The sequence below is a fragment of the Pseudoxanthomonas yeongjuensis genome (assembly GCF_010093345.1).
In the GTDB taxonomy this organism is placed as follows: domain Bacteria; phylum Pseudomonadota; class Gammaproteobacteria; order Xanthomonadales; family Xanthomonadaceae; genus Pseudoxanthomonas_A; species Pseudoxanthomonas_A yeongjuensis.
In genome coordinates this window covers 925,724-951,600 of the sequence record NZ_PDWT01000001.1, presented here as the reverse complement: position 1 = coordinate 951,600, position 25,877 = coordinate 925,724, and the positions used below count along the sequence as shown (strand labels likewise).

Sequence of the window (25,877 nt, the reverse complement as noted above, 5' to 3'; positions counted from 1 at the left end):
CCGATGACAGGTCTGGAAATTTCCAAGAATCTACTTCTGGCCGTGGTCCTGGCGCCATTGCTGGGCAGCATCGTGGCCGGGTTGTTCGGACGCCAGGTCGGCAGGGCCGGCGCGCACTGGGTCACCATCCTCGGCGTGGCGGCCAGCTGCGCGTTGTCGTGCTGGGTGCTGTACCAGCTGGTCGGGCAGGGCGCCTCGCCGTTCAACCAGAACCTGTACACGCTGTTCGAGGTCGGCAACATCCACGCCCATGTCGGCTTCATGATCGACAAGCTGACCGCGATGATGATGGTGGTGGTGACCCTGGTCTCGCTGCTGGTGCACATCTACACGATCGGCTACATGGCCGACGATCCGGGCTACCAGCGGTTCTTCAGCTACATTTCGCTGTTCACCTTCTCCATGCTGATGCTGGTGATGAGCAACAACTTCCTGCAGCTGTTCTTCGGCTGGGAAGCGGTCGGCCTGGTCTCGTACCTGCTGATCGGATTCTGGTTCAAGCGTCCCAGCGCGATCTTCGCCAACCTCAAGGCGTTCCTGGTCAACCGGGTCGGCGATTTCGGCTTCCTGCTCGGCATCGCCGCGGTGCTGAGCATGTTCGGCACGCTGGACTATGCCGAGGTGTTCGCCAACGCGCCGCTGCTCGCGGGCAAGATGGTGCAGGTGTGGACGGGCTCGATCGGAAGCTGGCAGGTGCTGGACCAGCCGGCGGTGTGGTCTATCGCCAGCATCATCTGCATCTGCCTGTTCATCGGCGCCATGGGCAAGTCGGCGCAGGTGCCGTTGCATGTGTGGCTGCCGGATTCGATGGAAGGCCCGACCCCGATCTCGGCGCTGATCCATGCCGCAACCATGGTCACCGCCGGCATCTTCATGGTGGCGCGCATGTCGCCGCTGTTCGAGATGTCGCAGACCGCGTTGGATTTCGTGCTGTTCATCGGCGCCACCACCGCGTTGTTCACCGGCCTTATCGGCATCGTGCAGAACGACATCAAGCGGGTGGTCGCGTACTCCACGCTGTCCCAGCTCGGCTACATGACCGTGGCCCTGGGCGTGTCGGCGTATTCGGCGGCGGTATTCCATCTGATGACCCACGCCTTCTTCAAGGCGCTGCTGTTCCTCGCCGCCGGCTCGGTGATCATCGGCATGCACCACGAGCAGGACATGCGCAAGATGGGCGGGCTGCGCAAGTACATGCCCATCACCTGGATCACCAGCCTGGTCGGCACGCTGGCGTTGGTCGGCACGCCGTTCTTCTCCGGCTTCTATTCGAAGGACACGATCATCGAGGCGGCAGCGCACCATCAGGAGCAGGCTGTCGAAACCGCGCACAAGCTCGCCGAAATGGGCGCGATGGCGCCGCAAGGCATCCATGGCGCCAGCAGCTGGATCGCGACCTATGGCTACTGGGCGGTGTTGCTGGGCGTGTTCGTCACCAGCTTCTACAGCTTCCGCCTGCTGTATCTGACCTTCCATGGCAAGGAGCGCTTCCGCGATGCGCAGGCCGACGATCATGGCCACGGCCATGACGAGCACGCGCATGACGACCATGGCCATCACGGCGTGCACGAGCCGCATGAATCGCCCTGGGTCGTGACCATACCGCTGATCCTGCTGGCCATCCCGTCGATCGGCATCGGTTTCCTGACCATCGGGCCGATGCTGTTCGGCACCGACTGGAGCGGCCACCACGAGCAATTGCCGTTCTTCCTCGGCGCGATCGACTTCATCAACCCGGGTCGCGATACGGTGATGGCGCTGAAGGAAGAGTTCCACGGCCCCGTTGCTTTCGCCCTGCATGGATTGAAGGCCTGGCCGTTCTGGCTGGCCTTCGCCGGCTTCGCCCTGGCCACGCTGCTGTACATCGTGCTGTCGCCGGAATGGCCGGCGCGCATGCGCAACAGCCGGGTCGGCGGGTTCCTGGCCAACATCCTCGACAAGAAGTACTGGATGGACACGATCTGGATCGGCGGCCTGGCCGGCGGCGGTCTGGCCCTGGGCGACCTGTCGCGGAAGATCGACAGCAACGTTATCGATGGCGTCGCGGTCAACGGCAGCGCCCGGCTGGTCGACCTGGCCGCCAACCTGCTGCGACGCACCCAATCGGGTTTCCTCTACCACTACGCCTTCGCGATGATCATCGGCCTGATTGCACTCCTGGCCGTGCTCATGCGTTTCTGGCAATGAACGCCGCGGCGTTGAACTGACGGACTAAGAACACGTGTCGAACTGGCCTTTATTGAGTGTATTGATCTGGCTGCCCATGCTGGGCGGCGCGCTGGTCCTCGCCCTGGGCAATGCCCGGCCGAGTGCCGCGCGCTGGACCGCGCTGGGCGTGGCGCTGCTGACCTTCGTCGCCAGCATCGGACTGCTGGCCGGCGTCGACCACGCCGACCCGAACATGCAGTTCGTCGAGACGCGCGCCTGGATCCCCGCCTACAAGATCGGCTACAACCTCGGCGCCGACGGCATTTCCATCGCCCTGATCGTGCTGACCTCGCTGACCACGGTGCTGGCCCTGATCGGCGCGTGGACGGTGATCGAGAAGCGCGTCAGCCAGTACGTGGCCGCGTTCCTGTTCCTGGAAGGGATGATGATCGGCGTGTTCTGCGCCACCGACGCGATGCTGTTCTACGTGTTCTTCGAGGCCATGCTGATCCCGATGTTCCTGATCATCGGCGTCTGGGGCGGGCCGCGCCGCATCTACGCCTCGGTCAAGTTCTTCCTGTACACCTTCCTCGGCTCGGTGCTGATGCTGGTCGGCCTGATCTATCTGTATCTGAAGGGCGGCAGCTTCCAGTTCGCCGACCTGTACCAGTTGCCGTTGAACGCGAAGGAACAGACCTGGCTGTTCTTCGCCTTCCTGATCGCGTTCGCGGTCAAGGTGCCGATGTTCCCGGTGCATACCTGGCTGCCGGACGCGCACGTCGAGGCGCCCACCGCCGGTTCGGTGATCCTGGCGGCGATCATGCTGAAGATCGGCGGCTACGGCTTCCTGCGCTTCACCCTGCCGATGCTGCCCGATGCGGGCCGCGAGTGGGCCCTGCTGGTGATCGTGCTGTCGCTGATCGGCGTGGTCTACGTGGCCCTGGTGGCGCTGGTCCAGGACGACATGAAGAAGCTGATCGCCTATTCGTCTGTCTCGCACATGGGCTTCGTGACCCTGGGCATCTTCATCTCGTTCGGGATGATGAGCGACGGCAACTTCGACGGCGCCCGCCTGGGCCTGCAGGGCGCGATGGTGCAGATGATTTCGCACGGACTGGTATCGGGCGCGATGTTCTCCTGCGTCGGCGTGCTCTACGACCGCATGCATACGCGCATGATCCGCGATTACGGCGGGGTGGCGAACGTGATGCCGTGGTTCGCGGTGCTGTTCGTGTTCTTCGCCATGGCCAACTCCGGCTTGCCCGGCACCAGCGGCTTCGTCGGCGAATTCATGGTGATAGTGGCCGCGTTCCAGCGCAACCCGTATATGGCCCTGGTCGCGGCGACCACCCTGATCACCGGCGCGGCCTATACGTTGTGGCTGACCAAGCGGGTGATGTACGGCGAAGTGGCGAACGCGCACGTCGCCGGAATGAAGGACCTGAACGGTCGCGAGATCCTGGTGCTGGGGGTGTTCGCGATCGGCGTGCTGGCGATCGGCCTCTGGCCGAAGCCGCTCACCGACCTGATGGAGCCCGCGATCGCGCAACTGGCGATGCAGCTCGCCAACAGCAAGCTGTAAGGAAGAATGATGACCACGCCGATGTTATCCACCACCGCCGACCTGATGCCGCTGCTGCCGGAACTGGTGCTGATCGGGGGTGCCTTCGCCCTGCTGATGCTCGACCTGTTCCTGGACGCGAATCGCCGCTACGTCACCCAGGCGCTCGGATTGGCCCTGCTGGCCGTGGTGATGGCCATGATCCTCTGTGGAACGGGCGGGCACGGCACGGTATTCCACGGCATGTTCGTGCGCGACGTGATGGCCGACGTCAGCAAGGTGGCGATCCTGCTGACCAGCGCGCTGTCGCTGCTCTACGCCTGGCCGTACCTGCGCGAACGCAATCTGTATCCGGGCGAAGTGCCGGTGTTGATCCTGTTCGCGACGGCGGGCATGATGATGCTGGTCTCGGCCGGCAACCTGGTCATGATCTACCTGGGCCTGGAATTGCTGGCGCTGTGTTCCTATGCGCTGGTCGCACTGAACCGCGACGACGGGCTTTCGACCGAAGCGGGCATGAAGTACATCGTGCTCGGTTCGCTGGCTTCGGGCTTGCTGCTGTACGGCATGTCGCTGGTCTATGGCGCCACCGGCACCCTGGACCTGGCCGGCATCCATGCCGCTTCGGGCAACGTCGCCGACAGGACCCTGCTGCTGACCGGCGTGGTGTTCCTGGTCGCGGGCATCGCCTTCAAGCTGGGCGCGGCGCCGTTCCACATGTGGCTGCCGGACGTCTACCAGGGCGCGCCGACGCCGATCACCCTGTTCATCAGCGCCGGCCCGAAACTCGCCGCATTCGGCATGGCCTACCGCCTGCTTGAAGCCGGGGTCGGCCCGATGTCGCAGCAATGGCAGTTGCTGCTGGGCGGGCTGGCGGCCGTGTCGCTGGTCATCGGCAACGTGATCGCCATCGCCCAGACCAACCTCAAGCGCATGCTGGCTTATTCCACGGTCTCGCACATCGGCTTCCTGCTGGTGGGCCTGGCCGGCGGCGATGAGCGCGGTTACGCCGCCGCGCTGTTTTACGCGATCACCTATGCGCTGATGTCCACCGCGGCCTTCGGCGCCATCGTGGTGCTGTCGCGGCAGGGTTTCGAGGCCGACAGGATCGACGACTTCAAGGGTCTCAACGCGCGCAATCCCTGGCAGGCGGGATTGGTGATGTGCGCGATGTTCTCGCTGGCCGGCGTGCCGCCGTTCCTGGGCTTCTGGGCCAAGCTGCTGGTGCTGGGCGCGGCGGTGGAGGCGGGGATGACCTGGCTGGCGGTCCTGGGCGTGGTCTGCGCGGTGATCGGCGCCTTCTACTACCTGCGCGTGATCAAGGTGATGTATTTCGATGAACCGGTCGGCGAACTGCCGCCGCCGCGCAAGGACCGTGTGGCCCCGGCGGTGTTGACCGTCAATGCGCTGGCCCTGCTGGCATTGGGCCTCGCATGGAATCCGCTCATGGCATGGTGCCAACAGGCCTTCGCCGGCTGAACCTGAAAACGATTCGGGCTTGCATTAAACGACCCGAGTCACCATAATTCCGCTTCTGATGCGGGGTGGAGCAGTCTGGCAGCTCGTCGGGCTCATAACCCGAAGGTCGCAGGTTCAAATCCTGCCCCCGCTACCAAGCTTTTCGGTTCGACTGGAAGGCCTCCCAAAGAGGCTTTTTTGCTGACCAAGGCCTGGGCTCGTGAAGGCGAATGTTCCCGCCTGCACACCGGAATCCAGCAGTATCGGACAAGGGGCCCATCGGGGCCCTTTGCTGTTTCCGGGCCATCGTTTTTCCACTCCAGCGGGCGGATCGTCACCACGTGAGCGACAAGGCAAAACAAATCGCTAACCTGCTGTCGCCAACGGTGCGGGCCCTGGGCCTGGAGCTGCTGGGCGCCGAATACCTGCCCGCGCCGGGCAGCGCCACGCTGCGCCTGTACATCGACGTGCCCGAGGCCGAACTGGCCACGCGCATGGTCAACATCGAGGATTGCGAAGCGGTCAGCCGCGAGGTTTCCGCGCAGCTCGACGTCGAGGATCCGATCACCGGCAACTACACCCTGGAAGTATCATCGCCCGGCATCGATCGCCCGCTGTTCACCCTGGCCCAGTTCGTGCGCCACCAGGGCGAATCGGCCAAGGTCGTGCTGAGGATTCCGCAGGAGGGTCGTCGCCGGCTGCAGGGGTCGATCGTCCGTATCGAAGGCAACGGCATCGTGTTCCTGGTCGACAACGCCGAAATGACGGTGGCGTTCGAGAACGTGGACAAGGCCAGGCTGATGCCCGACTGGGTGGCGCTGGGCCTGGCTCCGCAGCCGAAGAAGGGAGCGGCCGCCAAGGCGGCGCCGGCCAAGCCCGCCGCAAAGAAAACAGCGCCGGCGAAAAAGGCGGCGAAGAAGAAACCGGCCGGTAGAACGGCCACGAAGAAAGCGGGCCCGGGACAACCGGGTCGGGTAAAAACCAACCAACCGGCCGCCAAGCGGCCGCGCGCGGAGTGAAAGATGAGTAAGGAATTGTTGCTGGTAGTCGACGCGGTCGCCAACGAGAAAGGCGTGCCGCGCGAAGTCATCTTCGATGCGATCGAGGCCGCGCTGGCCTCGGCTGCGAAGAAGCGCTACCCCGAGCAGGAAGTGCTGACCCGGGTGACCATCGACCACAAGACCGGCGAGTACGAAACCTTCCGCCGCTGGGAAGTGGTGGCCGACGACGTGGTCATGGAGTCGCCCGACTTCCAGATCCGCCTGATGGACGCCCTGGACGAAAGCGATGGCGCCGAAGTGGGCGACTACGTCGAAGAACAGATCGAGAATCCCGACTTCGGCCGCATCGCCGCCCAGGCCGCCAAGCAGGTCATCGTCCAGCGCGTGCGCGAAGCCGAGCGCGCCCAGGTCGTGGACGCGTGGAAGGACCGCATCGGCGAGCTGGTCACCGGTATCGTCAAGCGCGCCGAACGCGGCAATATCTACGTGGACCTGGGCGGCAACGCCGAGGCCTTCATTCCCAAGGACAAGGGCATCCCGCGCGACACCCTGCGCGCCGGCGACCGCGTGCGCGGTTACCTGTTCGACGTGCGCACCGAGCCGCGCGGCCCGCAGCTGTTCATCAGCCGCGCCGCCCCGGAATTCATGATCGAGCTGTTCAAGCTGGAAGTGCCGGAAGTGGGCCAGGGCCTGGTCGAGATCAAGGCCTGCGCACGCGATCCGGGCGACCGCGCCAAGATCGCCGTGCTCGCCCACGACACCCGCACCGATCCGATCGGCGCCTGCATCGGCATGCGCGGTTCGCGCGTGCAGGCCGTGTCCAACGAGCTCAATGGCGAGCGCGTGGACATCGTGCTGTGGAACGACAGCGCCGCCAATTTCGTCATAAACGCGATGGCGCCGGCGGAAGTGCAGTCGATCATCGTCGACGAAGAGAAGCACTCCATGGACCTGGCCGTGGCCGAAGACCGCCTGGCCCAGGCGATCGGCAAGGGCGGCCAGAACGTGCGCCTGGCCAGCCGCCTGACCGGCTGGCAGCTCAACGTGATGACCCAGGACCAGGTCGCGGCCAAGTCCGAGGGCGAACAGGCCATCGCCCGCCAGTTGTTCGTCGACAAGCTGGAAGTGGACGAGGAAATCGCCGCGATCCTGGTCTCGGAAGGTTTCAATACGGTCGAGGAAATCGCCTATGTGCCGGTCGGCGAACTGCTGGCGGTCGAGGGCTTCGACGAGGACATCGTCGAGGAACTGCGCGCCCGCGCCCGCGACGCCCTGCTCAACGAGGCGCTGGCCGAGGAAGAGGAGGCCGACGAGAACCAGCCGGCCGCCGACCTGCTGGCGCTGGAGGGCATGGACGACGAAACCGCCTATGCGCTGGCTGCGCATGGCGTGCGCACCAGCGAGGATCTTTCCGACCTGGGCGCCGATGAAATCGTCGATTTCGGCATCGAAGGCATCGACGCCGATCGAGCCAAGGCGCTGATCCTGGCGGCCCGGGCCGAGGAGATCGCACGCCTGGAGCGTGGCGCATGAGCGCCACGCGGGCACGCCTGGAACGCGGCGAATGAGCCGGCAATGAACGCCGCCCTGCAGAATACAGGGCTAGAATCCGCGTTCCCTTCGCAATAGGCGGGGGACGCCTACGAAGGTCACGGGATCCGAATGACGCAGCAAACCACCATCCGCAAGCTTGCCGAACTGGTCAATACGCCGGTCGAGAAACTGCTGGAGCAACTGGCCGAGGCCGGCATGAGCTTCAGCGGCCCAGACCAGGCCGTGACCAGCACCGAGAAGATGAAACTGCTCGGTTTCCTGCGCCGCACCCATGGCAAGGCCGACCAGCCCGCCGATGACGCGGCCGCACCGAAGAAGATCACGCTCAACCGCCGCAAGGTGCAGGAAGTGACGGTCGCCGCGGGTCGCAGCAAGACCACGGTCAACGTCGAGGTCCGGCAGAAGCGCACCTACGTCAAGCCCGACGAAGTCGAAGCGCCGCCGAGCGACGAGCGCGCCGATGCGCTGCGCAAGCTGGAGGAATCCAGGCAGCGCAATCTCGAAGAACAGCAGCGCCTCGCCGAAACCGACAAGAAGCGTGCCGACGAACGCGAACGCGCGCGCCAGGCGGAAGAAGCCGTGCGCCTGCAGGCGGAAGCCGAGCGCATCCAGGCTGAGGCCGAGGCTGTCGCCGCCGCCACCGGCGCCGTGCCTGCCGATGGCGAAGAGACCGCGCGTCCGGCCAAGCCCAGCGGGCACCACGTTCCCAAGCCGCCGGTACGCAAGGACCCGCCGCGCGCGGACGACCGCAACGCCACCGCGGCCAAGCACAAGACCCGCGGTTCGCACGCGATGGTCGCCAGCGTGGAAGACGACGACAGCACCCAGCGTTTCGCCGGGCAGCTGCACCTTTCCGCCGCCGATCGCGCGCGCCGCACGACCACCCGCGGCAAGCCCAAGCCGCGCCGCCAGGAACAATCCCGTGGCGGCACCGGCACCCATGGCTTCGAGCGTCCCACCGCACCGGTCGTGCGCGACGTCGCCATCGGCGAAACCATCACCGTGGCCGACCTGGCGCAGAAACTCGCGCTGAAGGGCGGCGACGTGGTCAAGGCGCTGTTCAAGATGGGCGTGATGGCCACCATCACCCAGAGCATCGACCATGACACCGCCGCGCTGGTGACCGAGGAACTCGGCCACAACGTGGTGCGCGCCGACAGCGGCGACGTCGAGGACCACCTGATCGCGCACACCGAGACCGACCAGGGCGAACTGCGCCCGCGTCCGCCGGTGGTGACCATCATGGGCCACGTCGACCACGGCAAGACCTCGCTGCTGGACTACATCCGCCGGACCAAGGTCGCCACCGGCGAAGCCGGCGGTATCACCCAGCACATCGGTGCCTACCATGTGGAAACCGAGAAGGGCGTCATCAGCTTCCTGGATACGCCAGGCCATGCCGCCTTCAGCCAAATGCGCGCGCGCGGCGCCAAGCTCACCGATATCGTGGTGCTGGTGGTGGCCGCCGACGACGGGGTCATGCCGCAGACCATCGAAGCGGTGAAGCTGGCCAAGGCGGCCAACGTGCCGCTGATCGTGGCGGTGAACAAGATGGACAAGAGCGACGCCGACCCAGGCCGGGTCAAGAACGAGTTCCTGACCCATGACGTGGTCGCCGAAGAATTCGGCGGCGACACCCAGTTCGTCGAGCTCTCGGCCAAGACCGGCGCCGGCGTCGACAACCTGCTCGATTCGATCCTGCTGCAGGCCGAAGTGCTCGAACTCAAGGCCGCGGTCGAAGGCCGCGCCAGCGGCGTGGTCATCGAATCCTCGCTGGACAAGGGCCGTGGCCCGGTGGCCACGGTGCTGGTCCAGCAGGGCACGCTGCGCAAGGGCGATTACCTGGTCTGCGGAACCCAGTACGGCCGCGTGCGCGCGCTGTTCGACGAAACCGGCAGCCAGCCGGCCGAAGCCGGCCCGTCGATCCCGGTGCAGGTGCTCGGCCTGTCGGGCGTGCCGGACGCGGGCGACGATTTCGTCGTCGTCGCCGACGAACGCCTGGCCAAGGACGTGGCCCAGCAGCGCGACGCCAAGCGCCGCGAGTCGCGCCTGGTCCAGTCCGCCGGCAGCCGCATGGAAGACATCATGTCGCAGCTCGGCAAGGGCGATGGGCAACTGGTCCTGAACCTGGTGATCAAGGCCGACGTGCAGGGCTCGGTGGAAGCGCTGAAGCATGCGCTGGTCGCGCTGTCCAACGACATGATCCGGATCAACATCATCCATTCCGGCGTGGGCGGCATCACCGAGTCCGATGCGAATTCCGCATTGACCTCCAAGGCCACCATGATCGGCTTCAACGTGCGCGCCGATGCGGCCGCGCGCCGGATCGTCGAATCCAACGGTGTCGACCTGCGCTACTTCTCGATCATCTACGACGTGATCGACCAGGTGAAGCAGGTGGCTTCCGGCCTGCTGGGCGTGGAGATCCGCGAAGAGATCATCGGCATCGCCGAAGTGCGCGACGTGTTCCGCAGCTCCAAGTTCGGCGCGGTCGCCGGCTGCATGGTCGTGGAGGGCACGGTCAAGCGCAACAAGCCGATCCGCGTGCTGCGCGACAGCGTGGTCGTGTTCGAGGGCGAACTGGAATCGCTGCGCCGCTTCAAGGAAAACGTGGACGAAGTGCGCAACGGCACCGAGTGCGGCATCGGCGTGAAGGCCTACAACGACGTGCAGCCGGGCGACCAGATCGAGTGCTTCGAGCGCATCGAAGTGCAGCGCACGCTGTGATGAAGCGAGGAACGAGCGGAGAGGAACGAGGAACGAGTGGTTTTCACCGTTCCTCCCCGCTTTCACTCGTTCCTCGTTCCTCTCCGCTCGTTCCTGACTTATGAACAAGACTTTCCACCGCAGCGACCGCGTCTCCGCCCAGCTCCGCCGCGAGCTGGGCAAGCTGGTGCACGAGTTCGTGCGCGAGCACGGCTTGCCGTCGGTCAGCGTGTCCGACGTGGAAGTCACCCGCGACCTGGCCCACGCCAAGGTATTCGTCACTGCCTTGATGCAGGAGAAGTCCGCCGAAGCGGTGAAGGACCTGAAGGAGTTGTCTCCGCAGATCCGCTACCAGCTGGGCAAGGCGATGAAACTGCGTCACGTACCCGAACTGCATTTCCATTACGACGATTCGGTGGATCGCGGCGAGCGCATGGAGAACCTGCTGCGCGACCTGCCGCCGCCGCCGGTGGACGACGAAGGCGAAACCGAAGCGAAGTGACGGTGCGGGAATTGTAGGAGCGGGCCTTGCCCGCGATGCTTTTCCCCCGGGCAACCAAGAGCATCGCGGGCAAGGCCCGCTCCTACAAGGATCGCGTGCACCTCCGATGTCGCTGCCCAAGGTCAAATTCCGCCGCCTCGACGGCATCCTGTTGCTGGACAAGCCGCAGGGGCTGAGTTCCAACCAGGCCTTGCAGCGGGCGCGGTTCCTGTTCCGCGCGCAGAAGGGCGGGCATACCGGCAGCCTGGATCCGTTGGCCACCGGCCTGCTGCCGCTGTGCTTCGGCGAGGCCACCAAGATCGCCGGCAACCTGCTCGGCGCGCGCAAGGCCTACGACACGGTCGCGCGCCTGGGCGTCACCACCGATACCGACGACGCCGAAGGCCAGCCCTTGCGCGAGCGCCCGGTCGGCAAATACACCTTGCCGCAGATCGACGCCGCCTTGCGCGAACTGACCGGCCGCATCCAGCAACGCCCGCCCATCTATTCAGCGCTCAAACGCGGCGGCGAGCCGTTGTACGCCAAGGCCAGGCGCGGCGAGATCGTGGAAGTGGAACCCCGCGAGGTCGAAGTCCACCGCTTCGAACTGCAGTCCGCGGCCGACCTGCTCGACGGCGAGGTCCCGCTGCTGCGCCTGCAGGTGGAGTGCGGCTCCGGCACCTATGTGCGCAGCCTGGTCCGCGACCTGGGCGAGCTGCTCGGCTGCGGCGCGCACGTGGTGGAGTTGCGCCGCCTGTGGGTGGAGCCGTTCCGCGAGCCGCGAATGTGGACGCTGGAAGCCCTGCAGGCCCTGGCCCAGCGCGACGAGCGCAGCCTGGACGCCTGCCTGCTGCCGCTGGACGCGGGCCTGATCGGTTTCCGCCGCATCGACCTGACCGACGACGCGGCCCGCCGCTTCAGCCAGGGCCAGCGCCTGCCAGGCATCCCAGGCTCCGTGGGCCCGTGCGCGGTCTACGACACGGCCGGGCGGGTGCTGGGCCTGGCCCAATTGGACGAGGGCAGGGTGCTGGCGCCGCAGCGCCTGTTCAACTGGCAATAGCGAGGAGTGAGTGGGGAGGAGTGAGGAGTGAGGAGTGAGTGGGGGGCGGGATTCTTGCTTTTTTGAGCAAGAAAGGCGCCTTTGCAGGTGTTTTCAGTGGAAGTACGAACGTCCTGGCCCTTGTTTCCATTGATATTGCCCCCGTGCTCCGCCCGTCCTTACCTCACTTCTCACTCCTCCCCACTCACTCCTCGCCCAAGTAAGCCCTTGTTCCGCAAGGCCTCGGCGACTACAATGCCGCGGCCTTTTCGGCATCCTCGATCTTCACCGATCACCTTCGCAACATCCCATCGTAAACGGCGAGCCCGGCGGTGCGCACCGCATCCCTTCCCAGGGATCCAGCGCGTTCCTGCAGGCCACGCATCTCAAGAGAAAACAAAATGCCCATCGATACCCAGAAAGTCATTGAAGACAACAAGCGCGGTCCCGCCGATACCGGTTCGCCGGAAGTCCAGGTCGCCCTGATCACCGCCCGCATCGAACAGCTCAGCGGCCACTTCAAGACCCACAAGAAAGACCACCACAGCCGCCGTGGCCTGCTCCAGCTCGTGAACCGCCGCCGCAGCCTGCTCGACTACCTGAAGAAGAAGGACGGCGCGCGCTACAAGACCCTGATCGAGAAACTCGGCCTGCGTCGCTGAACCGAATACCGACCGCGGCGCAGCGATGCGCCGCGGTTTGCATTTCCGGGAAGTGAAAATGTCCCGGCGTTGAAGAGTTTCCACCAGTGCAACACCCGGCCGGACCAACCCGGCCATCCGCCTGCGGCAAGGGTCGCATCCGGTTCAACCGATAGCGCATCACCAAGGATCAGACAACGTGGCAAAAATCACCAAGACCTTCCAGTACGGCAAGCACCAGGTCACCCTGGAAACCGGCGAGATCGCCCGCCAGGCGGGCGGCGCCGTCATCGTCAAGTTCGACGATACCGTGCTGCTGGTTTCCGCAGTCGCCGCCCGCAAGGCGCGCGAAGGCCAGGACTTCTTCCCGCTGACCGTCGACTACCAGGAGCGTTTCTACGCCGGTGGCCGCATCCCGGGCGGTTTCTTCAAGCGCGAAGGCCGCGCCACGGAGAAGGAGACCCTGATCTCGCGCCTGATCGACCGTCCGCTGCGCCCGCTGTTCCCGGAAGAGTTCCGCAATGAAGTGCAGGTCATCGCCACGGTGATGTCGCTGAACCCGGAAATCGACGGCGACATCCCGGCCCTGATCGGCGCCTCCGCCGCCGTCGCCCTGACCGGCGCGCCGTTCAACGGCCCGATCGGCGCGGCCAAGGTCGGCTACATCAACGGCGAATACGTGTTGAACCCGACCGTCAGCGAGTTGAAGGATTCCAAGCTCGAGCTGGTCGTCGCCGGTACCTCCAACGCCGTGCTGATGGTCGAATCCGAAGCCGCCGAGCTGTCGGAAGACGTGATGCTGGGCGCGGTGATGTTCGGCCATCGCGAGATGCAGAAGGTCATCAACATCATCAACGAACTGGTCACCGAGGCCGGTACCAAGAACTGGGACTGGGCCGCACCGGCCAAGAACGACGCGCTGGTCTCCGCACTGAAGGAAGCCGTCGGCACCCAGCTGGATTCCGCCTTCCAGGTGCGCGACAAGCTGCAGCGCCGCGACGCCATCGCCGCGATCAAGAGCGACGTGCTGCAGGGCCTGGCCGGCCGCGCCGAAGCCGATGGCTGGAGCAATGGCGACCTGTCCAAGGAATTCGGCGAGCTGGAATACCAGACCATGCGCGGTTCGGTCCTGGCCACCAAGGTCCGCATCGACGGCCGTGCGCTCGACACCGTGCGTCCGATCAGCTCCAAGGTCAGCGTGCTGCCGCGCGTGCACGGCTCGGCGCTGTTCACCCGCGGTGAAACCCAGGCGATAGTGGCAGTCACCCTGGGCACCGCCCGCGATGGCCAGGTCATCGACGCGGTCTCCGGCGAGTACAAGGACCACTTCCTGTTCCACTACAACTTCCCCCCGTACTCGGTGGGCGAAGCCGGCCGCATGATGGGCCCGAAGCGTCGCGAAATCGGCCACGGCCGTCTCGCCAAGCGCGGCGTGCTCGCCGTCATGCCGACCATGGAAGCCTTCCCGTACACGATCCGCGTGGTCTCGGAAATCACCGAGTCCAATGGTTCCTCGTCGATGGCCTCGGTCTGCGGCAGCTCGCTGGCGCTGATGGATGCCGGCGTGCCGATCACCGCGCCCGTCGCCGGTATCGCCATGGGCCTGGTCAAGGAAGGCGAGAGCTTCGTCGTCCTGTCCGACATCCTGGGTGACGAAGACCACCTGGGCGACATGGACTTCAAGGTGGCCGGTACCCAGAACGGCGTGTCCGCGCTGCAGATGGACATCAAGATCGAAGGCATCACCGAAGAGATCATGAAGCAGGCGTTGTCGCAGGCCAAGGCCGGCCGCCTGCACATCCTCGGCGAGATGGCCAACGCGATGAACGCGCCGCGCCAGGAGCTGAGCGAGTTCGCGCCGCGCCTGATCACGATCAAGATCCACCCCGACAAGATCCGCGAAGTGATCGGCAAGGGCGGTTCGGTGATCCAGGCGATCACCAAGGAAACCGGCACCCAGATCGACATCCAGGACGACGGCACCATCACCATCGCCTCGGTCAACGGCGCCGCCGGCCAGGCCGCGAAGGCCCGCATCGAGCAGATCACCTCCGACGTGGAGCCGGGCCGCATCTACGAGGGCAAGGTCGCCAAGCTGATGGACTTCGGTGCGTTCGTCACCATCGCTCCGGGCAAGGACGGCCTGGTCCACGTGTCGCAGATCTCCAGCGACCGCGTCGAGAAGGTCAGCGACGTGTTGAAGGAAGGCGACATCGTCAAGGTCAAGGTGCTGGAAGTCGACAAGCAGGGCCGCATCCGCCTGTCGATGAAGGCCGTCGAAGAAGGCGAGGGCGTCGCGGCCGAGTAAGCCGTCGCGTCATCGCGGGAGTTGCGGAAAAGCGGGCTTCGGCCCGCTTTTTCTTTGCCCGCAGGTATGGCCCGATGCCCGTATCGATCATCGATGCGCATGCCGTACCGCTCCAAATACAACACGATGTTGTATATTTCCCGGCCGCACCGGGAGGAAGGAATGATCGGCAAGCAGCAATACCAGGCGCTTTCTGAGTTCCGCTTCCGGCTGGCCGAATTCCTGCATTTCAGCGAATCGGCGGCGCAGGCCGCGGGCATCACCCCGGCGCAATACCTGTTGCTGCTGCACCTGCGCGGGTTCCCCGGGCGCGAATGGGGCACGGTGGGCGAGTTGGCCGAGCGCCTGCAGGCCAGCCACCAGGGCACGGTCGCGCTGGTCCAGCGTTGCGAACGCAATGGGCTGGTCAGCAAGCGGCGCAGCCGCACCGATGCGCGATGCGTCGAGATCCGTCTGACACCGCGTGCGCGCGGGCTGGTGCAGCGGATCGCAAAGCGCCACGCGGAGGCACTGGCGCAGATGGACCTGGTTTTCAGCGCGGCCAGCGCCGCTGGCGCCAGGGTCGGACGCCGCACGCCACACCGCAAGGTCGACACGGCCGGACAGGGGTAGGCCATGCACAAGCGCGATTTTTCCGGCAGCAACCGCCTGCTGATGCTGTCCGCTTTCGCCGTGGCGATCGGCGGCCTGAGTACGCTCGGCGCGTGGTTGCTGCTGGCGATGATCCGCTTCTTCACCAATCTGTTCTTCTACCAGACGTTCTCCCTTGCGCAATCGACGCCGGCCGACAACCAGCTCGGCGCATGGGTGATCCTGGTGCCCGCACTCGGCGGCCTGGTCGTCGGCCTGATGGCGCGCTACGGCAGCGACAAGATCCGCGGCCACGGCATTCCCGAGGCGCTGGAAGCGATCCTGTTCGGCAAGAGCCAGATGTCGGCGAAGGTCGCGTTGCTCAAGCCATTGTCGTCGGGCGTGGTCATCGGCAGTGGCGGACCGTTCGGTGCGGAAGGTCCGGTGATCATGACCGGCGGCGCGGCGGCGTCGCTGCTGGCCCAGGCCTTCCACCTGACCTCGGCCGAACGCAAGGCCTTGCTCGTCGCCGGTGCCTGCGCCGGCATGACCGCGGTATTCGGCACGCCACTGGCGGCGATCCTGCTGGCGGTGGAACTGCTGCTGTTCGAATTGCGCCCGCGCAGTCTGTTGCCGGTAGCGCTGGCCTGCACCGTGGCCGGCTTCCTGCGGCCGTTATGGGCCGAGCCCGGCCCGCTGTTCGCGATGCAGACGCCGGCGCCGGACACGATCGCACTACTGTCGTGCGTCGTCGCCGGCCTTGCCGCAGGGATGCTGTGCACGCTGATGACCAGGGTGCTGTACACGGTCGAGGATGGCTTTGGCCGCCTGCCGCTGCACTGGATGTGGTGGCCGGCGCTGGGCGGGCTGGTGGTCGGCATCGGCGGCTGGTTCGAACCGCGCGCGCTGGGCGTCGGCTACGACGTGATCGGCGACCTGCTCGCCAATCATCTCGCTCTGTCGGTGGTGGTCGCGCTGGTGCTGGTGAAGGCGGTCATTTGGGCGGTGGCGTTGGGTTCCGGCACGTCGGGAGGCATCCTCGCGCCGCTGCTGATGATCGGTGCGGGACTCGGTTGCGTTATCGGCCCCTGGCTGCCGGGCGGCGACGTGCGCCTGTGGGCGCTGGTATGCATGGCGGCGACCCTCGGCGGCACCATGCGCGCGCCGTTGATGGCGGTAGTGTTCGCGTTCGAACTGACCTTCGACACCAATGCGCTGCTGCCGACGATCCTCGGCTGCGTGGTCGCCTATGGATTCTCGGTGGTGGCGATGCCGCGTTCGATCCTGACCGAGAAGATCGCCCGCCGCGGCCTGCATGTGTATCGCGAATACGGCGTCGACCCGCTGGAGCGGCATTTCGTCAACGAGGTGATGACCGGCGCGGTGATTTCGATTCCGGCCGCGATGCCGGTGCCGGAGGTACAGGCGCGCTACTTCGGCGCGACCCAGAAGCAGCGCGCGTATCCCGTGGTCGACGGCGATCGCCTGCTCGGCATGCTGGTCCGCGACGAATTGCCGCCGGAAGTGGCGCAGGATCCCGTACAGCCGGTAGCGGAATTGCTGCAGGGCATCGCGATCACTTATGCATTGGCGAATGAAACCTGCCGTGCGGTCGCTTCGCGGATGGCGGCGCTGGGGCTGGAACGGCTCGCGGTCGTCGAATCGGCCGAATCGCTGAAGCTGGTCGGCGTGGTCAGCCGCAGCGACCTGCTGAAGCCGGCCCGGCAATTGCACGAAGAGGAATCGCGGCGCGAGCGGTTCCTGCGCTGACCCTCGCAGAACTGGATTCCAGCCCGTCCTGCGGGCGTCTCCCGAAAGACGCAGGCGACCGGCGCATTCGGGGTAACCGATCCTGAATGCGTCCGGCGGCCTACGCGTATATCTCACCAGCGATTAACCGCGCCATGGCTATTTTTCCTCTCCCGTGCCGGAAAGGAGCGAACTCATGCGCAAACTCATTTTTGGACTGTGCCTGGGACTGATGGCCTCGGTCGCCAGCGCGGATGGCGTGCAGAACAAGTGGCGCCTGGAAGTCAGCGGCAACGCCGAGTCGGCGGGTCGCATAGTGTTGCAGCTGGCGCCGGCGGAGGGCTATCCGATCACAGCGACCGCCGCGATTCCAGAGGGACGCGGCGAGAACGACGTGGCCAGGGATGTCCGCACTGCACTGCAGGCGGCGGCGGGCAAGCGCTATGACGTCGAGATGGACGATGGCGAGGACGTGCTGGTCAAGAAGCACGAGGGCGAGCGCGATTTCGTCATCACCGTGGTCGAGAACAGCGTGCAGGGCGTGAAGATCGACGTTGGCGCCGAATGACGGTATCCGGCTGCGCGACCTCGCGAGGAAGGGCTGAAGCCGTGGGGCGAGCTTCGCCCACCATGCTTGCCGAAATCATCGCGGCCGCGTGGATCGGGGTGATGGGTCGGGTGGGCCAAGGCCCACCCGACGTAATCCTTGCTTGCAGCAAACAAGCCTTCCGGAAAGCAAAGCAATCGTTGAGAAGGCTTTTTTGGAAGCGACGTTAGTCGCGATGGAGGGTTGGGAGCAGTGGACTTGGCGGCATCGCGACTGACGTCGCTCCCACAATGCTCCAGCTCCCAGGCTACCCGGTCACCCTGACCTGTGGCGGCCGATGTGACCCGCGAATCTCTGCAGGAAATCCCCCAACTGCTTGCGCACCGCTTCGTCCACCAGCTCGCCTTGCTCGTCGAACACCTTGCCGGCGCGCGAGACCTGCAGGCGTCCGCCTGACCATTGCTGCGTGCCCAACGTCTTCAATACCGGCAGCCAGCCGTTCTGGGCGAGGATCGTGCCGAAGCCGCCGGGCGAGGCGCCGATCACCGCGAAGGGGCGGTCGCCGAACACGCGCGCGATGTCCGCGGCCGGGCGCGACAGCCAGTCGATCGCGTTCTTGAACACGCCGGGGATGCCGTTGTTGTATTCCGGCGTCACCAGCAGCACGCCATCGCTGGCGACGATGCGTTCCTTCAGCTCCACGACCGTCGCGGGCAGGCCGTCGCGTTGTTCCGCGTCGCCGTCGTACAGCGGGATGCCGTGGAGGGTGGCCGCGTCCAGGGTGAAGCCGTCGCCGGCCTGCGCCTGCGCGGCGCGCAGAAGCGCGGTGTTGTACGACTGCGCGCGCAGGCTGCCGGAGATGCCGAGGAGCTTGATCATGGCTGGTTTCCCGAGGGGGTGGCTGCATCATCCTCGAGTCGGGTGGCGATGCGCACCTCGCCGCTCAGGACCTTGTGGATCGGGCAGGCATTGGCGATCTGCAGCAGACGTTCGCGTTGTTCGCCGCTCAACGGCCCCTGCAAGGCGATCGCGCGGGTGATGTCGGTGCCGGCGGCGGGCTTGCCGTCCGGGTTGAACTGCAACTCGACCTGCACACCTTCCAGCGGCCATTGCTTGCGTGCCGCATACATCTCCAGGGTGATGGACGTGCACGCGCCCAGCGCCGACAGCAGCAGTTGCTCGGGTGTCGGGCCGGTATCGGCGCCGCCGGCATCGAGCGGCTCGTCGGCCAGCCAGGCGTGCCCGGCGTCATCGGCCAGCGTCACCGCATAGGGAGTGGTGCCCGTGATTGCGCGGACGGTGGGTGCGGTCATGTCGTCATCCTCTGGGTGAACTTCGACCCATCATCTCCCAATCCGCATGCCACGGGCCATGGAAGCAATGCGTGGATCGAGACGGGTGCGAGTCGATTCCCGGCCTACGCTGCGCGCAGCCAGCGTTCGATCCGCGCATATACCTCGTCGCTGCCCAGCATCTCCAGATGATTGATGCCATGTCCCACCCAGCGGCGCGACTTGGGGATGCGCAGGTCGAAGGCGGGATCGGCGTGTTCGCCCAGTGCGCTGGCGATCGGCACCAGTCCGTCGCCGCGTAGCTTGCTGTCGTCGCCGTCCTCGCGTGCGTCCTGCGTGGTCACGGCGATGGCGTAGGCCGCGATCCGCCTAGGCAAGGGCAGGGGAGTGCGGCCATCGGCGCGGCCGTCGCCGTCGCGGTCCTGCCAGTCGGAATCGCGGACATTGCCGTGGCGCAGGTCCTGGATGCCGGCGCTGCGGACCTTGCCCAGGCGTACCAAGGGCGCGCTGTAGGGGCTGATGCCGATCAGCAGATCGGCCCAGCTTCCGGCGCGCTCCAGCGGCGCGCCGTGATGCGGGGTGCCGAGGAAGACGATCCTGATCGGGAGTTCCGACCACGCCAGTTCGTTGCCGAAGGCGTCATCGAGCGCGCTGCGCGCCACCAGTCCGCCCATGCTGTGGCAGAGCAGGACGATTTCCTCCATCGGCACCGGCCACGCCTTGGCCAGCTTGTCCAGCAATCGCGAGAAATCGTGGCCGTTGGTCGAGATGTGCCGGCCGCTGTTGTAGTGCAGGTACACCGGTGTGTAACCGAGGTCTTGCGCCAGGGCTTCGCCATGATCGTGGCCGGCGTATTTCCACTGCAGGTCGTTCATGCACAGGCCGTGCACCAGCACCAGCAATTTGCCGCTGGCTTTCGGCAGGTGCGATGCCAGTTGCTTGCGTGTCACCGGCAGCGCCTGCCCGTCGCGGCGGAATTCCATGCGGAGCGCGAGCGGGTTGCCGGTGGCTTCCAGATGATCGCCGAGCACGCCATTCGCGGCGGCGAGTACCGCTTCGCGCTGCGGCGACAGCTTGCTGCCGCCCAGCATGGGCGCAACTTTCGACAGCGAAGCATCGACGCCGGAGCCGACGAGTTTGGTCACCCCGCGCACGCTGCGGTAGACGAATCCGGTGATGCCAGTGGTTGCCGTCGGAGCGGGTCGCCCTATTGCCGACGGCAGATGGGTGATCGCCGCGTGCATGGCCTCGATCAGGTCGGTGATGCCGGTAACGCTGTCGATCGCCAGGTGATTGAGGCCGCGCAGGTCGTCGGCGATGGGCGTTTCGGGTTTTCTGCTTTTACGCCGGGGCATGGATCGGCCGTCTGGTTGAAGTCGCTGGTGCGGGTGGAGAACCGGTTCGGCTCGAATGAATTGCTGGGCCCCATTCGGTGATCGAGCGATGCGTCGGAAGATAAAGATCGTCAAAGGACCTTGATTTTCTTTAGCCACCGGAGTGCATCAACAGTCCATCGATCAGTGTCTTTGCCCTGCTTCCTGACCCCAAAAGCATGCCCGCCGCTTTCATAGATGAAGAGTTCCACATTTACGCCAGCCTTCTTCAACTCTCTTTCATACACCTCTGAATAATAAACTGGATCGACCGGGTCATCTTTGGCGTGTATGAGAAGAGTTGGCGGCACTTCCTTTGAAATCGAAATATCGGTATTCAGTTCTTGCGCAGCGATTTCTTTTGGAGTCTTGTTCTTGTGCTCCATCGTCAGGTGCCCTGGATAAACGGGTATCGCAAAATCGGGACGATTGCTCACATGATCGATTTCATCGATCGGCTCATAAGATCGCTCTTTGAAAGCCGTTGACGAAAGGACCGCCAGGTTTCCTCCGGCTGAAAACCCCATGACGCCAATCTTATGCGGGTCTATGCCGTACTTGTTTGCGTTGTATCGAACGATGGAAATCGCCCTCTGCGCGTCTTGCAGAGCCATTGGAATCCCGGGCGTCTCGTGCCTCTTGGTTTTGTCGTTCCAATTGCATCCGGTATTGGGGACGCGATACTTCACGAGAATGCAGGTGATGCCCGAATCGGTCAACCACTTGCATACATCGGCTCCCCGAAGTCCGAGCGTGCTCTTCGGCCCGATTGCCAGAGCCTTGTATCCGCCTCCCGGGAAAACGAGGACAGCGGATCGTGCTGAATTCACTTGTGGCGGATAAAGTAGAAAGGACGGATGGGGTATAGACCATTTTTCGTGGGCTAGCGCCTTGATTCCGCTCTGAATGACCCGGGAATCTTCGGGCCATAACGGCACCTCTTGCGGATAGCCCGCCGTAGGCGAGGTGTCCGCGGAAGCGCCCGCTGGCTGCGATGCGCCGGCTGGGCTCTCTACCAAAGGCCGTTCGCTGCTTGAGGCAAGAACCGCAGAAGAAATGGACAACAGAAAGACGGCATTCAATATGGGAAGACGTAAGGGGTGCATTTGCGTCATTTCCTTTGGCGTGCGGAATATCGGAAGCTGATCAACAGGGCCTGACGCCTGAGTTAAGCCGGCCCGATGCGGGTTCGGCCCGAATGAATTGCCGGATCGCGCCAGTGCCACCTGGAGTCCCTACAGCGCTTGGGATATTCCGGATTTCATCGCCGCCGCTTGTGCCGTAGGGTTGGGCGTAGGTTCGCCGACCTTCCGCAGCGTGTTGCGGTCCGTGTGATGGAACGGTTCCGCCTGGCCCGGGATGATCAATACGGTTTCCTGCTCGTAGGACCAGCTTCCATCGGCATTGATCGAAATCGTGATGGTGTAGCTCTGCGTCCTGAACGCATACTCCAGGAACGGATTCGACACGATCCCATTGGTCTCGGATCCGCGGATTGCCTGCAGGCGAAACGATCTCGCGTCCGCCGCGGCATGGCCGACCGCCATCGCCGCTTGTCCGCGCGGTATCGAAAGCGTCTGGATCACGGTGCCGGTCGCCGGCTCCCATAGCCAATGGCCGACCTGGTCGTGGAACGTCTCGACTTCATCGGGCTTGACGATCCGCGTGTGGTAGCGCAATCCATAGAACAGTTGTGGCCCATTGGTCTGCGCATCGATGGGCTGCAACTCGATCCGTTCGAGATAGGACTGCCTTTCGGGGCCGTCGGGCTTCGGGTTGACGTCGAGGCCGCAGGTGCCGGTCCATATCCCCGCCATCCCGGCGAGCGGCCCCAGGTTGGCCAGCGTATTGCTGTCCGGTTGGGGTTCCGTGTAGATGTCTTTCGGAAAATCCGCCATTGTCGATCCGTAGGCCTGGCACGTGGAGGGTGCCGTGATCCTACGTGTCGGCGCGGCAACCCTCAACGCTCACGTCTGGTCATCATCCTGTCGCCACGCCCGCGCAGTTGCCATTCGGGCGCGACGGGCTGCGCCGATGGCCCGCTGTCCATGGCATTGCCCAACATGGCATGCCCTGCAGTGGCGACCGAAGACGAGGCCATCGCACTGGCGACCGCCCCCTGCACCGCGAGATCCGTGCCCTGCACGATGCCGAGCGGCGAGTAGCCGGTGTAACCGGGGAAGATCGTGCCGAGCTGCGGGTTGGCCATGCGCCGGACCATGATTTCGGAGAACACGCGGCGATAGTCCGTGGTCACCGGCACGTCGCCGAAGGTCGGCGAAAGGATGGTGGGATTCAGGCCCGGCCAGTTGCCGTAGAACTTGCGTCCGTTGACCGCGCCGCCCAGCACCAGCAGCGGGTTGCCGTAGCCATGGTCGGTGCCGCCGTTGGCGTTGGCGCGCACGCGGCGGCCGAACTCAGATTGCACGATCACCGTGACCCGCGACATCTGGCCGCTGGCGTTCAATTCGCTGAAGAACGCAGCCAGGCCGGCCGAGAGTTCGTTGATCTTGTTCTGGTAGTAGTGATAACCGTCACCAGCGGTGCCCTGGCCTTCGTGCGTGTCCCAGCCGCCCAGGTCCAGAGTGGCGAAGCGCAGGCCCAGGTTGAACTTGATCGACTGGGCGATCGTCCACAACTGGTCGGCGAAGCCGCCGGTGGGCCAGGCGGCGGGCAGCGCCGCATAACTTTGCTTGCCGATGGTCTTCAACGCCGCATCGGCGCGCTTGCCGTTGAGTTCGATGCCGGTGCTGCCCGACCACATCTCGGCCAGGGTTTCGTTGAGACCTTTGAAACCCGCGGGCGAATCCGCGCGCACCATCTGCCAGGCCCATGCCCCCGCATTGAGTTCGAAATCCTGCGGATTGCTCATGGTCAGCGCGTCGGTTGCGCCCATCAGGCCGATCGGCTGGGTGCCCGAGACTCCCAGTGCGGGTAGCACGGCCGTAGGCGTGGAAGCGGCGCGCGTCTGCCAGGCGCGGGTCATCCAGCCGGTGGGAGTGCCGAATTTCCCCGGCGTGCCCAGGTCGATGGACAGTTGCGAATCGAAATGGCTGCGGGTGCCGGTGGGCATGCCGCAGGCGTGGACGATGGCCAGCTTGCCGTCGTTCCACAGGTCGCGCAGGCCGGTGGCGGAAGGGTGCAATCCGAACCCGGTGGCCGCGCCCGTGCCCAGGGTCAGCGGCAATGCGCCGTAGGCGCCGCTGGCGGCGATGGCAAGATCGGGCCGGGCTTCCTCGTAGAAGGTGCGGTCGGCGCCGCTTACCGGCAGCACCAGGTTCAGCCCATCCATGCCGCCACGCAGGAACAGGTGCACGACCGTGTCGTAGCCGTTGGCGGCGGCGATGGCGTCGTCGGCGAACATCAGGCTGGTGCCGGCGCCGCCGACCAGCGCGGCGCTGCAGCAGCCCTTGACGAATTCGCGGCGCGTCAATGTGTAGTCGCTCATGTCGTCGGCCTCAGCGCGTCTGGAATTCGGGGGAAAGCAGGATCAGCGAGACCATGCTGCGCAGGCGTTGCTGGTTGTAATGCTTCTTCAGATCGTTCGCGGACCACTCGTCGGTGTCGGCGATGACGTCGGTGGCGGCATTGCCGTTCTGGGCCATGAACCTGGCCAGCACCGATTTGCGTGCGGCGGTCGGCTGGTATCCCAATACGCGCCGGCACCAGAAGGCCACCAGGTTGTCGGCCGTCCACGAGGCGACGCCCGCACGGGTGGCGTCCAGGATCGGGCTCATGGGAACCTCGGCATCCTTTGTTTCGGTCATCCAGTTGAGCAGCTTCCAGGTCATGGCGAAGGAGTTGGCGCCCGACCATGACACCGCGGTGTCCGGGTAACCATTCGGCGATGGCCAGTTGTAGGCGGTATGCCCGGTATAGCCGACACGCCACATGAACTCGTCGCTCTTGCCGTGGTCCAGGCGCAGGGTCCAGTCCTGGCCGAGCACGCGCATCGCCGCCACCGTGGCCTCGAACGGGCGCCGGATCTTCTGTCCCCAGCTGTTGTACAGGTCGTCGGAATTGAGGATGTGGCGCAGGGTGATCTCGATCTGCTGCGGGTGCTTCCAGTTGGCGCGGAAGATCGCCGCGGCGCTGTCGATCAACGCCTGTTTCGGGGTGTCGTTGATGAAGCGACGGATCAGTTTCTTGCAGATGAATTTCGCGACGCGCGGGTGGCTGGCCAGCCGGTCGAGCACGTCGCGGCCGTCCTTCAATGCCGGCTGTTCCGGGTAGACCATCATCCCGAGCAGGAACTTCGGGCCCGCGTCGTGCCAGGACTGGCGATAGACGAAGGTGCCGTCGTTCTCGGCCGGGAATTCCCAGTGGCCGTTCTTCGCCGACCAGCCGGTGAACGCGGCCGAGGTCTCGTAGACGTCGATGTCGGTGTAGCCGATCGGATAGGCGGGATCCTCCGGGCATTTCGGCACCAGGAACGGATCCATGAAGCCCAGGTAGTTGTCCACGCCCAGGGTGTGCAGTTCCAGCAGTTCGCGGGCGAAGTTCTCGTTCGGGCCGGCACGCGAGTTGTTGAGGTTATCCAGGTAGTACAGCATCGAAGTGCTGCTGGCCACGGCTTCGAGCATGGTTCGGAAGTTGCCGGTGGCATTGGCCCGGATCACGTCGCGGTCGTAATGCACGAACACCGGGCCCGCGCTGAAGTCGCTGCCCATCACGTTGAAGTGGGCGTGCCAGAAATTGGCGATCACTTCGCGCAGCTGGCGCCTGGAATGGGTGGCGCGCACATAGGCGGCGCGCTGCACTTCCCAGGCCGGGCGCATGCGCACGTCGTATTCGGGATCGGCCTTGATGTGGTCGGCCCACAGCTGGGTCAGGCTCTTGCCCAGTGTGGTGTAGCCGGCGCTGGCGAGGCGCGCGTCCAGCGCGCTGTCGTCGATGGAAGTCCAGTCGAGTTGCCAGTCGACCCAGTTGGCCAGGCGCTGGAAGTCGTTGCCGCCGAGGGCGTTGAACTCGGCGATGGAGGTCGGCGTGGCGCCATAGCTCAGATTGTTGAGCGCACGCACGGCGAAGCCGGGCTTGGCCAGTGTCCGCAGGCGTGGATTGGACATCGACGACCTGGAATGCGACGCCGACGATGCGCTGGTTTCCGCATCGGCTTGCACTGCTTCTTCCCTGGGTGGCGGCAACGTGGCCGATGCCCAGCGCGCGCCATACAAGCGCTGCTGCCGCGCCTTGACCTGGATCAGCAGGCGCTCGGACGATCGCAGCGTCCGCTGGCCTTGCGGAGCCGGGTCGGCTTCGCTGATCCGGAGGTCCGGACGAAGGCGGGCACGGGACCCCATCCGTGCGATGCGGAACATGCGTCGCGCCATGTGCGAACTCCAGGTAATCCCCAAGACCGCCCGAGTATAGGGAGTTTGCCTGACCGGTCTGCGACCTGGCGCACAGGCCCGTGCGCCTTGCTGCGTATGGGTTGGCGCAGGAATTACCC

At 65.2% G+C, this 25,877-nt stretch carries 20 protein-coding genes and 1 tRNA gene; 14 read left to right on the top strand and 7 right to left on the bottom strand.

The genetic code is table 11. The features are described from left to right. Positions 1-3: 3 nt before the first annotated feature. The 14 genes from nuoL to CSC74_RS04180 all read left to right on the top strand — a co-directional run bounded on the left by nuoL (position 4) and on the right by CSC74_RS04180 (position 17,784). Complete coding sequence (gene nuoL, locus CSC74_RS04245) at positions 4-2,187, top strand: NADH-quinone oxidoreductase subunit L (protein WP_162313144.1); 2,184 nt, start codon at positions 4-6, stop codon at positions 2,185-2,187. Between the two features lie 34 nt (positions 2,188-2,221). Continuing rightward, the gene (locus CSC74_RS04240) at positions 2,222-3,730 is read left to right on the top strand and encodes an NADH-quinone oxidoreductase subunit M (protein WP_162313143.1); all 1,509 of its coding nucleotides are present in this window, start codon (positions 2,222-2,224) and stop codon (positions 3,728-3,730) included. Between the two features lie 9 nt (positions 3,731-3,739). Then, positions 3,740-5,188 (top strand): NADH-quinone oxidoreductase subunit NuoN, encoded by a 1,449-nt coding sequence (gene nuoN / locus CSC74_RS04235; RefSeq protein ID WP_162313142.1) that lies wholly within the window; start codon positions 3,740-3,742, stop codon positions 5,186-5,188. A 59-nt stretch (positions 5,189-5,247) separates the two neighbouring features. After that, positions 5,248-5,324: transfer RNA gene (locus CSC74_RS04230), tRNA-Met, on the top strand. A gap of 184 nt (positions 5,325-5,508) precedes the next feature. After that, a complete protein-coding gene (gene rimP, locus CSC74_RS04225; protein WP_162313141.1) occupies positions 5,509-6,186 on the top strand; it encodes a ribosome maturation factor RimP in 678 nt (225 codons plus the stop codon). 3 nt (positions 6,187-6,189) lie between these two features. Further along, positions 6,190-7,701, top strand: a complete 1,512-nt coding sequence (nusA, locus tag CSC74_RS04220; RefSeq protein WP_162313140.1) for a transcription termination factor NusA — start codon at positions 6,190-6,192, stop codon at positions 7,699-7,701. A 129-nt stretch (positions 7,702-7,830) separates the two neighbouring features. Continuing rightward, the gene (gene infB, locus CSC74_RS04215; RefSeq protein WP_162313139.1) at positions 7,831-10,449 is read left to right on the top strand and encodes a translation initiation factor IF-2; all 2,619 of its coding nucleotides are present in this window, start codon (positions 7,831-7,833) and stop codon (positions 10,447-10,449) included. Positions 10,450-10,549: 100 nt separating this feature from the next. Beyond that, entirely contained in the window at positions 10,550-10,930 is a 381-nt protein-coding gene (rbfA, locus tag CSC74_RS04210; protein WP_162313138.1) for a 30S ribosome-binding factor RbfA, read from the top strand. A gap of 106 nt (positions 10,931-11,036) precedes the next feature. Beyond that, a complete protein-coding gene (gene truB / locus CSC74_RS04205; RefSeq protein WP_162313137.1) occupies positions 11,037-11,969 on the top strand; it encodes a tRNA pseudouridine(55) synthase TruB in 933 nt (310 codons plus the stop codon). 380 nt (positions 11,970-12,349) lie between these two features. Continuing rightward, complete coding sequence (rpsO, locus tag CSC74_RS04200; protein ID WP_162313136.1) at positions 12,350-12,610, top strand: 30S ribosomal protein S15; 261 nt, start codon at positions 12,350-12,352, stop codon at positions 12,608-12,610. A gap of 178 nt (positions 12,611-12,788) precedes the next feature. Continuing rightward, on the top strand, positions 12,789-14,897 hold the full coding sequence (pnp, locus tag CSC74_RS04195) for a polyribonucleotide nucleotidyltransferase (protein ID WP_162313135.1): 2,109 nt from the start codon (positions 12,789-12,791) through the stop codon (positions 14,895-14,897). A gap of 99 nt (positions 14,898-14,996) precedes the next feature. Next, positions 14,997-15,509 carry a MarR family winged helix-turn-helix transcriptional regulator gene (locus CSC74_RS04190; protein ID WP_211369545.1) on the top strand — a complete coding sequence of 171 codons (513 nt, stop codon included), beginning with the start codon at positions 14,997-14,999 and terminating at the stop codon, positions 15,507-15,509. Positions 15,510-15,512: 3 nt separating this feature from the next. Then, a complete protein-coding gene (locus tag CSC74_RS04185) occupies positions 15,513-17,237 on the top strand; it encodes a chloride channel protein (protein WP_162313134.1) in 1,725 nt (574 codons plus the stop codon). Between the two features lie 175 nt (positions 17,238-17,412). Next, positions 17,413-17,784 (top strand): hypothetical protein, encoded by a 372-nt coding sequence (locus CSC74_RS04180; RefSeq protein ID WP_162313133.1) that lies wholly within the window; start codon positions 17,413-17,415, stop codon positions 17,782-17,784. Between the two features lie 294 nt (positions 17,785-18,078). Here the strand turns inward: CSC74_RS04180 and CSC74_RS04175 are convergent, their stop codons facing one another. From CSC74_RS04175 to CSC74_RS04145, 7 genes are all read right to left on the bottom strand, one after another. Then, positions 18,079-18,642 carry an NADPH-dependent FMN reductase gene (locus CSC74_RS04175; RefSeq protein ID WP_162313132.1) on the bottom strand — a complete coding sequence of 188 codons (564 nt, stop codon included), beginning with the start codon at positions 18,640-18,642 and terminating at the stop codon, positions 18,079-18,081. Continuing rightward, on the bottom strand, positions 18,639-19,076 hold the full coding sequence (locus CSC74_RS04170) for an OsmC family protein (protein WP_162313131.1): 438 nt from the start codon (positions 19,074-19,076) through the stop codon (positions 18,639-18,641). Before CSC74_RS04170 ends, CSC74_RS04175 begins: the two co-directional genes overlap by 4 nt. Before the next feature lie 104 nt (positions 19,077-19,180). Further along, positions 19,181-20,410 (bottom strand): esterase/lipase family protein, encoded by a 1,230-nt coding sequence (locus tag CSC74_RS04165; RefSeq protein WP_162313130.1) that lies wholly within the window; start codon positions 20,408-20,410, stop codon positions 19,181-19,183. A gap of 110 nt (positions 20,411-20,520) precedes the next feature. After that, complete coding sequence (locus CSC74_RS04160) at positions 20,521-21,654, bottom strand: alpha/beta hydrolase (RefSeq protein WP_211369544.1); 1,134 nt, start codon at positions 21,652-21,654, stop codon at positions 20,521-20,523. A gap of 9 nt (positions 21,655-21,663) precedes the next feature. Beyond that, entirely contained in the window at positions 21,664-22,326 is a 663-nt protein-coding gene (locus CSC74_RS04155; RefSeq protein ID WP_162313128.1) for an FABP family protein, read from the bottom strand. Between the two features lie 62 nt (positions 22,327-22,388). After that, positions 22,389-23,876, bottom strand: coding sequence for a DUF1501 domain-containing protein (locus tag CSC74_RS04150; protein ID WP_162313127.1), 1,488 nt, complete (start codon positions 23,874-23,876; stop codon positions 22,389-22,391). 10 nt (positions 23,877-23,886) lie between these two features. Then, a complete protein-coding gene (locus CSC74_RS04145; RefSeq protein ID WP_162313126.1) occupies positions 23,887-25,758 on the bottom strand; it encodes a DUF1800 domain-containing protein in 1,872 nt (623 codons plus the stop codon). Positions 25,759-25,877: the final 119 nt, after the last annotated feature.